This window comes from Carboxylicivirga marina, from assembly GCF_016612505.1.
Lineage (GTDB): Bacteria > Bacteroidota > Bacteroidia > Bacteroidales > Marinilabiliaceae > Carboxylicivirga > Carboxylicivirga marina.
The window spans coordinates 92,348-105,710 of sequence record NZ_JAENRR010000010.1 but is presented as its reverse complement, the minus strand read 5'-3'; the positions used below and the strand labels follow the sequence as shown (position 1 = coordinate 105,710).

10 protein-coding genes are annotated in these 13,363 nt (G+C 38.8%); 7 read left to right on the top strand and 3 right to left on the bottom strand.

Annotation, left to right across the window (positions count from 1 at the left end; all coding sequences use genetic code 11):
- Positions 1-134: 134 nt before the first annotated feature.
- Together JIV24_RS06410 and tgt are read right to left on the bottom strand one after the other, a co-directional pair.
- Positions 135-1,217: an LptF/LptG family permease gene (locus tag JIV24_RS06410; protein ID WP_200464195.1), complete on the bottom strand. Its 1,083-nt coding sequence runs from the start codon at positions 1,215-1,217 to the stop codon at positions 135-137.
- 134 nt (positions 1,218-1,351) lie between these two features.
- Positions 1,352-2,482 carry a tRNA guanosine(34) transglycosylase Tgt gene (tgt, locus tag JIV24_RS06405; RefSeq protein WP_200464194.1) on the bottom strand — a complete coding sequence of 377 codons (1,131 nt, stop codon included), beginning with the start codon at positions 2,480-2,482 and terminating at the stop codon, positions 1,352-1,354.
- Positions 2,483-2,696: 214 nt separating this feature from the next.
- On the opposite strand from tgt, the gene JIV24_RS06400 reads away from it, so the two are divergent.
- The 7 genes from JIV24_RS06400 to JIV24_RS06370 all read left to right on the top strand — a co-directional run bounded on the left by JIV24_RS06400 (position 2,697) and on the right by JIV24_RS06370 (position 8,522).
- Positions 2,697-3,815 carry a glycosyltransferase gene (locus tag JIV24_RS06400; RefSeq protein ID WP_200464193.1) on the top strand — a complete coding sequence of 373 codons (1,119 nt, stop codon included), beginning with the start codon at positions 2,697-2,699 and terminating at the stop codon, positions 3,813-3,815.
- A complete protein-coding gene (locus JIV24_RS06395; RefSeq protein ID WP_200464192.1) occupies positions 3,806-4,414 on the top strand; it encodes an RNA polymerase sigma factor in 609 nt (202 codons plus the stop codon). The genes JIV24_RS06400 and JIV24_RS06395 overlap by 10 nt, the downstream gene beginning before the upstream one ends.
- A gap of 62 nt (positions 4,415-4,476) precedes the next feature.
- Positions 4,477-5,097 carry a 16S rRNA (guanine(527)-N(7))-methyltransferase RsmG gene (gene rsmG / locus JIV24_RS06390; protein ID WP_200464191.1) on the top strand — a complete coding sequence of 207 codons (621 nt, stop codon included), beginning with the start codon at positions 4,477-4,479 and terminating at the stop codon, positions 5,095-5,097.
- A 193-nt stretch (positions 5,098-5,290) separates the two neighbouring features.
- Positions 5,291-5,449 carry a 50S ribosomal protein L34 gene (rpmH, locus tag JIV24_RS06385; RefSeq protein WP_200464190.1) on the top strand — a complete coding sequence of 53 codons (159 nt, stop codon included), beginning with the start codon at positions 5,291-5,293 and terminating at the stop codon, positions 5,447-5,449.
- Positions 5,450-5,620: 171 nt separating this feature from the next.
- On the top strand, positions 5,621-6,412 hold the full coding sequence (locus tag JIV24_RS06380) for a PASTA domain-containing protein (protein WP_200464189.1): 792 nt from the start codon (positions 5,621-5,623) through the stop codon (positions 6,410-6,412).
- 50 nt (positions 6,413-6,462) lie between these two features.
- Complete coding sequence (locus JIV24_RS06375; RefSeq protein WP_200464188.1) at positions 6,463-7,515, top strand: RluA family pseudouridine synthase; 1,053 nt, start codon at positions 6,463-6,465, stop codon at positions 7,513-7,515.
- Positions 7,516-7,550: 35 nt separating this feature from the next.
- Positions 7,551-8,522 (top strand): D-alanine--D-alanine ligase, encoded by a 972-nt coding sequence (locus JIV24_RS06370; protein WP_200464187.1) that lies wholly within the window; start codon positions 7,551-7,553, stop codon positions 8,520-8,522.
- Between the two features lie 439 nt (positions 8,523-8,961).
- Here the strand turns inward: JIV24_RS06370 and JIV24_RS06365 are convergent, their stop codons facing one another.
- Positions 8,962-13,329 (bottom strand): hypothetical protein, encoded by a 4,368-nt coding sequence (locus tag JIV24_RS06365; RefSeq protein WP_200464186.1) that lies wholly within the window; start codon positions 13,327-13,329, stop codon positions 8,962-8,964.
- Positions 13,330-13,363 lie beyond the last annotated feature (34 nt).

The following is a 13,363-nucleotide window of genomic DNA, read 5'->3' as shown; positions in this document are numbered from 1 at the left end:
GCTTATTTATTCACTCTGATTAACAATTTTTCAGAGTGCATAATTACTAATTTATTTTTTTTAACAAAAGGAATAAGGTCAGTTAGTGCTATTACGATCAAGGCAATATCACACTTAAAAACATAAGTGTCAAGCTATTTAGGCGCTCTCATATATAAAAATATTCCTACACCGGTAAAAACAATGTTTGGCAACCAAACGGCTAAAATCGGATTCATATTACCATTTATGGCAAAAGTGGTTGAAATAGTCATAAACAATATATAGCCAAAACTAAGTGCTATACCAACTCCAATGTGCAACCCCATACCTCCCCGAACTTTTCTGGAAGCCAACGAAACACCTATAAGTGTTAATATAAATGCACTAAAAGGAGATGCCCACCGTTTATATTTCTCGATCAAGAATTCTTCAAGATTTCCAACACCTCGCGCTCGTTGCTCGTCGATGTAGTTATTCAGTTCGGCATTGGTCATCATCTCAAAATACTTACGCTCTTCTTTAAAGTCCTTAGGTGAAATATTAGGGATAAGGGTATCTAATTTTGATCCGCTTGAAATTTCATGTTCAATACCGTTGGTAAATTCGCGCAGCACATAATTACTTAATTGCCATTTGCCTGATGCAGTATCAAATTTGGCATATCGGGCAGAAATCTTTGATATCAATTCCTTTTCATCATATTTCTCCATAGAGAAATGCTCACCCCTGCCGCTGTATGCACGGTATTTGTCCATATATACAAAAACACTTGGTTCAATTTGCATATGGATTTTCTCCAAGCCTTTTTCCTTCCTATTTTTTACAAATTCATTCTCAAACTTAATTCGTGTTTGATTGGCCGGCGGAATAACATATCCACCTAATAAAAATGAAAATACGCCAATAATCGCTGCTCCCAAGAAATAAGGATACATCATTCGCTGAAAACTCACTCCACTTGATAAAATGGCAATTATCTCAGTTTGATAAGCCATTTTGGAAGTAAAAAAGATCACGGCTATAAATACAAACAGTGGTGTAAATAAATTGGCGAAATAAGGAATGAAGTTTTTATAATAATCAAAAACGATGGCTTTTAAAGGCGCTCCGTGATCAAAGAAATTATCAATCTTTTCGGTCACATCAAATACCACCGAAATACTAATAATCAATAGTATAGCAAAAAAGAAAGTACCCAGAAACTTCTTAAGTATATATAAATCAAGTTTTTTCAAAACCTGTTGTTTTAATTCATGAACATTTTGTCATTTACAAAAGAACGAAAAAATAGTTACAGGCTAAATTAGTTATAATTATTATCGTTCCCTTTGATATAGACAACTAAAGCATTCGTCACACTCATTACAGATTATAATCTGGTGGTTAATTTCTTCACCATAACATCTTTCCATTGTGCAAAATCACCTTCAATAATATGCTTTCGGGCTTCGCGCACCAACCATAAATAAAAAGTAAGATTGTGCATACTTCCTATTTGAGCCGCCAACATTTCTTTAGACACATATAAATGTCGCAGGTAAGCCTTAGTGTAATGATGATCGACAAACGAAGTTCCATTCGGATCAACCGGCGAAAAGTCATTCTTCCACTTCTCGTTACGCATGTTTAAAATGCCTTCTGAAGTAAATAACATTCCATTACGCCCATTTCGTGTTGGCATAACACAATCGAACATATCAACACCCAGTGCTATATTTTCAAGCAAGTTGGCTGGCGTACCAACGCCCATCAGGTAACGCGGTTTGTCTTTGGGTAAAATACCATTCACTAATTCAACCATTTCGTACATCACCTCTGTTGGCTCACCTACTGCCAAGCCACCAATGGCGTTCCCTTCCCGATTTTGAGAAGCGATAAATTCGGCCGATTGCGTGCGTAAATCACGATATCCGGCCCCTTGTACAATAGGAAAGAATGTTTGTGAATGACCGTATAGTGGCTCAGTATTGTCGAAGTGATCAACACCTCGTTTTAACCACCTATGTGTTAAAGCCATTGATTTTTTAGCATATTCATATTCTGCATCACCTGGAGGACATTCATCCAGGGCCATGATAATATCAGCACCGATAACACGTTGAATATCTACCACATTTTCAGGTGTAAATAAATGCTTTGAACCATCCAGATGTGAGCGAAACATAGCTCCCTCTTCAGTAAGTTTGCGATTGTCGCTTAAGGAAAAAACCTGATAACCTCCACTATCTGTCAACATCGGTTTGGTCCATCCATTAAACTTATGTAATCCTCCTGCTGCTTTTAACACATCCAAGCCAGGTCTTAAATACAAATGATAGGTATTCCCAAGTATTATCTGAGCCTTAACATCATCTTCCAAATCACGAAAATGCACACCCTTCACAGAACCCACAGTTCCTACGGGCATAAAAATCGGTGTTTCTATTTTACCATGATCCGTGGTTATCTCTCCTGCTCTTGCACTACTTTTAGCATCGGTATGCTGAAGCTCAAATTTCATTATCCCTAGTATAAAGTTTAAACAATCTCACTGCCATAAAAAAAATGCAGCCTGCAAATATACAACAGCCCTTTAGATATTTAAAATTACACCCGTTTGATAATATCTGAAATTCAGCCATTGTCAAATATTTTTTAGTCATCACACCAAATCGGCAGCATCATAACATGTAATTCATCTAAAATTGTTGCATTTTTGACTAAAATTCAATCTTGTGCAGGAAACAACTTTTTATATAATCAGTGGGGTTTATCTCTTCTCTTGGGTATTTCAGGTTTTTTATCATTTATTCTTCTTTTTAAAAACGGCACGTTTTAAACCACAAACTCATAGTCATAATAACTTGGCAATATCAGTCATTATATGTGCCAAAAACGAAGCTGAAAATTTAAAGCAACACATTCCTCTTGTGTGTAATCAAGCACATCCTGATTTTGAAGTGATTGTGGTGAATGATGGCTCAAGCGACGACACCGAAATGATTTTGGCTCAGCTAAAAACAAAATTCAACAACTTATATTACACTAACATACCGCTTAGCAAACAGCACTACCAGGGTAAGAAGCTAGCCTTAACCCTTGGGATTAAAGCAGCGAATAACGAGCATTTAATTTTCACCGATGCTGATTGTTATCCAACATCTGATAATTGGTTAACTGAAGTAAGTAGTCAATTTAACTCAGAAAAGCAGATTATTATTGGCCATGGACGATATGAAAAAAAGAAGGGGCTATTTAATTTGTTCTTACGATACGAAACGTTCTTCAATGCGGTTCAATACATGGGATTTGCCCTACGTAAAAAGCCTTTTATGGCAGTTGGGCGCAATATGGCATATACCAAAAGTTTATTTGAGCAAAGCAATGTTTTTAAAACTTATTTAAACATTGCTTCAGGCGATGATGATTTATTTATTCGCCATTGCGCTAATAAAACCAATACAAGCATTCAAACATCTTATGATAGTCAGACCGTATCGCTTGCACCCAAAAACTACAAGGAGTGGGTCACGCGAAAATCAAGGCATTTAACCACAGCTCCTCTATATAAAATTGGTATAAAAAGCTGGTTATTCACCGAAGCATTAACGCGTCAAATATTTTGGGTCTTAACACTTTGTTCACTTTTTTTTCCTACTTTTGTTCCGATAACATTGGGGTTATTTGTCATTCGCTTAGCTACATTGTACATTATACTTGCAATAGCAGCTAAAAAGATGGGAGAAAACAAGTTGCACTGGTCAACTATCTTATTTGATTTTATAACACCTTTGTTAGTTGGGAGCGTTTGGGTAATTAACATTATAAGTGCAAAGAAGAAGAAATGGAAGTAAATCCGAATCTATCTGATAAGGCAAAATATGATTTAGACTTAGTGGACGATGCAGTAAAAGGCGATCAAAAAGCTTTTGCTGAATTAATGGGCCGTTATAGAGATGCCATCTATTTTATGTTACTGAAGATGGTTAATAATAAAAGTGATGCTGAAGATTTAACCATTGAGGCATTTGGCAAGGCCTTTAAAAACATCCACCAATATTCTCCTAATTACGCATTTAGTACCTGGCTTTTCAAAATTGCATCTAATAACTGTATCGATTTTCTTAGAAAAAAACGCAATAACATCGTTTCTATTGACGGTGGTATTTCAGATGATAAAGAAAACGACCAGCCTATCCACTTAAAGGATGAAACACCAGATCCGGAAGAGCATTTAATCAAACAGCAAAAGAAGGTTTTGATGCGAACTGTGGTGAAAAAGCTAAAACCACGTTACCGCATTTTAATTGAACTACGCTATTTTAAAGAGTTTTCATACGAAGAAATTGCAGAAGAATTAGACTTACCATTAGGTACAGTTAAAGCTCAGCTATTTAGAGCCCGTGAGCTTCTGTTCAACACACTCAAAAACTCTGATATCAAATTAAATTAGAGTAAAGAAATTTCACTCAATACTCACTTAATATTTCAGAACAACAGTTCTACTATAATTCAATGGATTTAATTAGAAAGTATTTCCCCAAGCTGAATCCTGAAACAGAGGAAAAGTTAGGTATGTTGGGAACATTATATGCCGACTGGAATTCAAAAATCAATGTAATCTCCCGAAAGGACATGGATCATTTTTATGAACGCCATGTGCTGCATTCCTTGAGCATTGCCGCTTTTATACAATTCGAAAAAGACACACGAATACTAGATGTTGGGTGTGGTGGCGGCTTTCCGAGTATTCCCTTAGCAATCATGTTTCCCGACTGTCAGTTTCATTCGATTGATTCAATAGGCAAAAAGATTAAGGTAGTTAAAGGCGTAGCTGATGCATTAGGTTTGCAGAACCTCACTGCCGAGCAAGTGCGGGTAGAAAATCATCCTAATCAATACGATTTTATCATTAGTAGAGCTGTAACTGCATTTCCGGCCTTTGTTAAGCTTTGTCAGAACAAGTTTTTATCAAGCAATAAAAATGCAGTTACCAATGGTATTATTTATCTAAAAGGAGGCGACTTTGACGATGAATTGACTGATTTTAGAAATCGAGTTTCTATCACACCATTAACAAACTACTTTGAAGAGGAATTTTTTGAAACAAAAAAGATCATTCACCTCTCAATGTAACAAGCTTTTACGATTGTTTTAAAAGTGAACTTAAAAAAGCATGTATTTTTTTTTGGAAGATAAAAAAAACATGTATTTTTGCAATCCGAAAAGTCAAAGGAATAACGCTGAGTTGCCATCTAAAAGGAGGAAATCCCGAAATGAATCCTTTTCGAAAGCAATAATCTAAGAAGAATAAAAAAATTACATACAAATGAAAAGGACATTTCAACCATCAAACAGAAAGAGAAGAAACAAGCATGGTTTCCGCGAAAGAATGGCTAGTGCAAGCGGTCGTAAAGTACTTGCTGCAAGAAGAGCTAAAGGACGTAAGAAATTAAGCGTTTCTAGCGAAAAAAGACATAAAGCTTAATTATTAGCTTTCACAATATAAAAAGTAAAGAATCCTCAATTTGGGTTCTTTACTTTTTTTATACCCATAAGTTTAGTAGCAGAAGTTTTACTATTTTTGAACAACCGAGAAAACTGGTACTTACTCAATAGTCGATTATGGTTTATTGACTATTAACAAACGATAGTGCATATGTCATTTATTAAAATCCTTTTCAACAATGTGTTTGTAAAAAATATACTGATTGCCATTGTTGTTATTACCTTCGCTTTAATAGCAACTTTTGTAAGCTTAAACATTTACACAAACCATGGCGAATATTACCCGGTTCCTGATTTCAGAGGTTTAACTCAAGAGCAGTTTAGCGAGCTGATTAAAGAAAAGGGATTTCGATATAATATTATTGACTCTGCACATGTCGATGGTTTTCTACCAGGAGCTGTCATTGAGCAAATACCTGCTCCGGGGAGCATGGTGAAAGAAAACCGAAACATACACTTTACAATTAAAGCAATTGCACCGGAAAGGGTTCAAATACCGAACTTGATTGATTATTCACTCCGAAATGCCAAGGTGATTCTGGAATCATATGGTTTAGTTACCGGTGAACTCATTTATGTACCAAGCGAATATCGCAACCTGGTGTTACAACAATTATATAAAGGTAAACCTGTTGAACCTGGTACGGTTGTGCTTAAGGGCTCAGTAATTGACCTGCACATTGGTAAGGGATTGAGTACCGAACGTACCAATGTACCTGACTTAACAGCCTTAACTCTTGAAGAGGCACAAAGTTACTCGGTTTCTGTTTCGCTTAATGTAGGCGCGGTCATTTACGATGAGTCGGTTCAAACGGCAGAAGACTCAACAGCAGCAACCATCTGGCAACAGCAACCATCGGCCGAAACAGGAGAACGCATCCCGTTGGGATCATCCATCGACATCTGGTTAAGTGTTGATACTGCTAAAGTCAGCTATCAATAACGAACAACCTCAAATAAACGATATATTAAATCAACTAATTATCAATAAAAATGTCTGAGCACATACAAGAAGAGGAATTTGAAGAATTAGAAGAAAGCAATGAATTGTATGAGCATTATCGTTTTGAAACCGATCCAGGTCAAAAACCTTTGCGCATCGATAAGTTTCTGGTTAACCGAATTGAAAATGCCTCACGTAATAAAATACAAGATGCTGCTGCTGCAGGTAACATTCGTGTTAATGACAAACCAGTAAAATCTAATTACAAGATAAAAGCCAGTGAAATAATCACCATCGTAATGTCGTATCCAAAGCGAGAACTGGAGATTATTGCACAAGATATTCCACTGGATATTCCTTACGAAGATGATGAGCTAATTATCATCAATAAAAAACCAGGCATGGTGGTACACCCCGGGCATGGTAATTACACCGGTACCATGGTTAACGCCCTGGCCTGGCATTTAAAAGATTTACCCTTGTTTAATTCGGAAGATCCTCGCCCTGGCCTGGTTCACCGGATTGACAAAGACACATCGGGCTTATTGGTTGTTGCAAAAACAGAGCAGGCCAAGAACTTTTTGGCACGTCAATTTTTCGAGAAAACATCACAGCGAACTTATGTAGCGATTGTGTGGGGACAACCAAAAGAAGATGAAGGAACCATTATTGGTAATGTAGGACGCAGCCTTCAAGATCGAAAACAAATGGCCGTTTTTCCGGATGGTGACAGAGGTAAGCATGCCGTGACACACTATAAAGTATTGGAACGTCTGGGGTATGTCACTTTGGTTGAATGCAAACTGGAAACAGGCCGTACACACCAGATTAGAGCTCACATGAAGCACATTGGCCATCCACTATTTAACGATGAACGGTATGGCGGACACCAGATTCTAAAAGGCACTACTTTCACAAAATACAAGCAGTTTGTACAAAACTGTTTTAAGATATTGCCACGTCAGGCCTTACATGCTAAAACATTAGGCTTTGTACATCCAACATCTAAAGAAAATATTTCCTTTAACACTGAGATTCCGGACGACATGATGCAGGCTATTGAAAAGTGGCGCGGATATATTGCCGGACGAGAAAACGACTAGTTTTATCAATAACTCAAAAGCTGATTAACCAAAAAATGAAAAATATTGCTATTATCTACGGAGGATATTCATCGGAAATAATTGTTTCAGAAAAAAGCAAAGAAGGTGTTATGACCTTTATTGATGAAACAAAATACAAGCGCTACCCCATTTTAATAACTAACGAAAAGTGGTGTGCGATTATTGATGAAGAAGAATACCCTGTTGATAAAAATGATTTTTCATTCATGGTTAATGGCAACAAAATTGCCATCGACTTTGCATATATCACCATCCATGGCACGCCTGGCGAAGATGGCTTGTTACAAGGGTATTTTAAGATGCTGAATATCCCACATAGTACCTGTGATACTCAGGCGGCCAGCATCAGTTTTAACAAGTTTACCTGTAACACTTACTTAAAAGGTTTTGGGGTAGCAGTAGCTGATTCGGTGCTGGTACGAAAAGGCCACAGTTTTAATGGTAATGATATTATTGAACAATTGGGCTTGCCGTGTTTTGTTAAACCCAACGCAGGCGGCTCAAGCTTTGGTATCACCAAAGTGAAAGAATCATCAGAGATAACACCTGCCATTGAAAAAGCATTTACCGAAAGCGATGAAGTCATTATTGAGCAATTTGTAGCCGGCACAGAAGTGACCTGCGGTTTATACAAAACCAGCAAAAAACAAGAAGTTTTTCCGGTGACTGAAGTAGTGAGCAAAAATGACTTTTTTGACTTCGAAGCCAAATATACGGCCAGCAAGGTAGAAGAAATTACACCTGCCCGCATTGAAGACAAAGTGCGTGACCGCATTCAGTCTATCTCTTCGCTTATATATGATATACTTGGCTGTAAAGGCATTGTACGTATTGATTACATCATCAGCGACAATAAAATATTCCTTCTGGAAGTTAATACTACTCCAGGCATGACAGTTACCAGCTTTATCCCACAACAGATTGAAGCAGCTGGCTTGGACATAAAAGAAGTATTTAGCGAGATTATCGAGAATGAGCTGTCGTAAAGACGGGAAATAGAAGGCGGAGGATAGGAGACCGAAGACAATTCCATAGAGCAAAATAATGATTCCATGTAGCCAAAAGATTATTCTATATGGAATATTGTTCAGGCAACACTGCTGAAGCCCTCGGCGACTGAGCCGAACATTGCGGCTATAGAGAATGATAATGATTCCGTGTGGCTAAAGGACTATTCTTTATGGAATAATATTCCGGTATCACTGCCGAAGCCCTCAGCAGTAGAGCCGGATGCTATGGCAACAGGGAATAATAATAATTCTTTGCAGCCGTAGAGCTATTCCGCATGGAATACTCTTTCAGCAACACCGCCGAAGACCACGGAGACATAACCGTACAATTAGGCAGCATGGAATTATAACTATTCCACAGAACCAAATGTCGGGACTATGTTGACGTATTAATAGCTAATGTGCCATTCTTTCTCTATCCCGAAATTGTCATCTCGGTTTTATTCACATTAAATACATCGGCATAAATCAAGCGGTCAGTTTGTTCTGATTGCTCTAGCCGTCCTTTGTACTCAGGTGGTAAACCGGCAATTCTACTTGGCCCTCGCTCATACTCTTCAATAATTATCTGATAAGCGTCCTTTTTGTATTTACCCGGCAACTTAAATTCTTTCGAAATGGCGTAACGATTATTCGTCACATACTTAGATGATATCCGAATAATCAGTGTCTCTTCTAACAATCCTTTATCAACCTGACCATCATCTACCGCACCATAAATCGGGCGTGAATATTTCGTATCCTGAAAGCTTATTTTCAAGAAATTATAGTTGCCAAACTTGGCATATTTCTCATTGTAAATCGTTCCTTCAATCGTGATGCTAAGTTTATGTTTTACATCGGCCTTATCAAAACGAACGGTAGTTTGCCGCTCAGGCACCAGCTGGTTAAAATTGGCCGCTACCACAGGCGACAGACAAACATCTTCTTTGTCTTTACGAACTGAATATGGCTGATATCGTGCTAACACCAATTTAACAAATGGGAAATACATACCATTGGGGTTGATACGCATATCGGCAAACCAAACCTGTCGGTCACTATCGAAATGAACCGGATAAGCCACCACTTTAGCACGTTTATTCTTTTCGGGGTATTGTACGTCATCATCTATAACCGGGTTCATAAAGAAATCCTCAGGCTTGGGAGAAAATGATTTTGGCTGAACCGAGTACAATAAAGGATCAATACCCCAATTCGTATAATCGGCATTATATCCAGGTGATTTACTAACAAAGCTCGTGGGGTTATAGCCCAATTCCGGTAAGATAACTCCCAGCATTTCATCATCACCAGAAGAGAACCAAGGCCGTTTGATAAAAATGCGCAAACCACCGCCCATGCGCTGATGACGCATAGCTGTTTCATTGGCTGTCTTCCGCCATTCGAAAGTAGGAATGATGTAATCAATTTCGGGTGCTTTTGGACGAACGGAGCTGGGAATATTAACACGTTCCTTCCACTCACTCAGTCGCGAAGTTTTTAACTCTGGATTAGCAGCCAGTATTTTGTCGAAATACTCATCGTAACGCGAAGCAGCTAAAAGACGATAATCGATCCAACGGTGCCTGGTATCACCAAACTGATGCTTAAGTGGTAATGAGCGCAGGTTAATACGCTTGAAGAAATTAAATTGATATTCCTCCACATCGAACTTAACACGGTTCACCAGATTATCAGCAGCCTTTACTTTCAGTTCTTGAAACTTCTGAAAGGTTGTATTCTGAATCTGGTAATCCTGATTAATACGCTTAGCTTTGGGTTGTGGTTCCGCTTCAAACTCAGCCTTACTTCGCAAGGCAAAAGCCTTTAGTGGTTGAACCTGAATATTTTTTACAGGCGCCTTCTGCAGCTTCTCTGGTTCAGGGATAGTACCACGAGTTACCACATCATCGTGGTAGTTGATGTTGATATCTGGTATGCTATTGCTTCCCTCCTTTTCTTTAATCGATACCGAAAGTCCATCGTCCCATGGTTCTTTCCAACGTGCTTGCAACTCAACTTTCTCAGTACTCTCACCATGAATATCAAAACGAAGATTAATATTAGCAAAGTTGGTTTTGAAATCACGATTGGGCAATAATTCTTCTATCGCCGGTGCATCAAGCGGTTGCTGAACCGCATGCACCAATTCCATTTCGCGCGATGGACTCACTATCCAGTGTCGACCTGAGTAAGCCAATTCTTTGGCCTCCTCACTACCACTCTCACCTTTTATCATTTCCCAAATAGCTGACACCTCATTTAAATCACTCTCGCGCCAGAAGGTACTGAAACGAATACGCGTGCGAATCCCCTTGGGCAGATAAAAAGTAAGCTGACGATCGTTTTTACTCCAAACCGAATTATAGTCTCCCTCTTCCAGTTTTATGCGAATAAAACCACATTTATACCAATCTTCCGGAATATTAACAGCATCGGTTTTATCGGACTTTATTTCATCACTCGTAAAAAAACTAAAGAGTCGCGGCTCAAAACCCTGGGTATGACTATGCTCATCGTCCTCTGTTAAAAATAAAGCAACCCCTGCTGCCATCGGATCGGGCAAATAGATAATTTCAACTTCTGATGGCTGATAAACCTTCTCCTTGTTCTTTTCATCTTGCTGATACAAACCCTCATGATTAGTAATTATCTGGTAGATTTCTTTGGCTTTTTGAGCATCACCAAAGGCCTTTTCAAACATACCATGACACTCGGCCATCTGCTGACTATTTTTAGGAGGCAGCAAATAACGTAATGAAAACTTATCCAGCGTTTCATTCAAGGTGTGAGCAGCTTCATACTCTTCGGCCGATTGGCCATAATTAGAACGAATAACCATGCTCTCAAGAAATTCACCATCTTTTAGGCGGTTACCCACCAATACAATTGGACTACCAAGTGGTTCGTAACGCAGATATTTTATTTGCGTACGCTCCGAAGTGGTTGTATCGCTTGTAGCAACAGTATGCGCCACACTGTTACCTGCCAGGTCTACTGTACGAATGCGCAAACGGTAGCTATTGCCAAAACGCAAACGAGGCAACGTGCCTGCAATACTCTTCGACTCGGCATGAATGCGAAAATCAAGCTCACTATCATAAGCATATTTCTGAGCTTCTACACTTTTAGAGGTATTGACAAAATCCTTCTTCTCCGTTTCGCCATCTTTCAACTCATAATCGTCTGACTCGTTTATGGCATAACCAGGTTTGCGAACCGATAAACTCCAGCCCTCCCAACGCGCCATGGTTTCCGAAACAAACACATCATCCGGTTCATCCGGATCCTCTGTTAAACCCAGTTGTATGTAGCCTTCATCAGGCACAATATTATCAATAGGATGCGCCGTATCAGACTCATCGTACCATTGATAAGTATCCTGTCGCCAATGTAAAGAGTACCACTTATCCGGTTCATCTTCATAGGCAATATCCATTCGATAGCCCTGCACAATATCATCAGAATAAAGCGCTTTGGATGGCAGCTTTACTTTAAAGGTATTTAGTTGCAAGTCCTTGTTATTTGTCTTACGGCTTTTGACATCGTAAGACTTTGACTTCAGCGCTTTAAACTCATCTTTTAATTGCACATTACGTTCGATGCGCTTGAATAAATGCTCCGCCATACCGTTTTTGGTAATAGCAATACCTGCTGAGCGCATGTAAGGCAATCCTTCTTCCTGTGGTGGCTCAACCTCATCCAAAATCTCCTGACGCACCACTTTACTGCGGCTTATCTCGCTTTTCACCTCGTAAAAACGTGCAATTTCCTGCACCTTACTCTCGGCCATATTATTGGTCTTCAGCGCCGCACCATCGGCATCAATTTGCACCACATCAAACTCGCCGGTATTCACTTTTACAAAGCCATGCTTAAACAGTGAGTCTGCCTTATCTCGGGCAAAAAAGCCATCATCGCTCAGCTCATAAGCAGTGGCAGGAATCGACAAATCGTAATCATCACTCAAATTCAAATTTTGAGGCACCACACCAATGGTACCTTTCTTAGGTACATCCTTTGAAAAAGGTATTGTTAAATCAAGTACAAAACCCATCATACGCATAATTTGCGGATAACTGTTAATATTGGCCATGATGTCGTGAAACTCAAAACGTGGCTTTTCCAATTGCAGCCTGGGTGTTGTTTTTATCGTTTTATCCACTTTATGAAACTGGCGTAGTTCAGCAAAATCACTCTTGGGATTCATCTGCTTATCAAAGCGCTTAAACTGCTTCTCTTTCACCTGCAGTCTGATATTGTCATCTTCATCACGCTTACGAACCATTAAAGGCTTTACAATAGACTGACGTGTTCTCCCCCTGGATACCCGCCTGACCTCATCACTCTGTAACTTATATTGACTAATGGCTCCCATCTGCGTATCATCTACAAAACGCTCTGGTTTTAGTTTGCGCGATGGATTCACAAGCGCTTCCTCCTTAACGGTTTTAAGAATAAAATCCTGCACATGTTTAACAGGAAAGGAATAGAACCGTTTTTGTATCAAAGGTTCATCATCCTTAAAATCATCTACTTTTATATCCGGATGAAAAATCCGTTGATACAACTCCGTATTTATATTAGTCTTATTTAGCTGAGCTTCAATTAAGGTGCCATCTTCCAGGCGAAAAGAAAAATCTGCATTTAAGACCTTCTCAGACCACTCCAGAATATCAGGAAAAGATTCTAAGGTGGTATCGCTGGAGGTATTTAGCTTTACAGAGACAAAGACTGACAAATTAAGTAAGTCCTTATCTAAGTCACGTTTATGCGGTAATGTCGTTAGTATAATTTCCATAATTTGTCTTTTCTCTCATTATTTTTTAGCATTG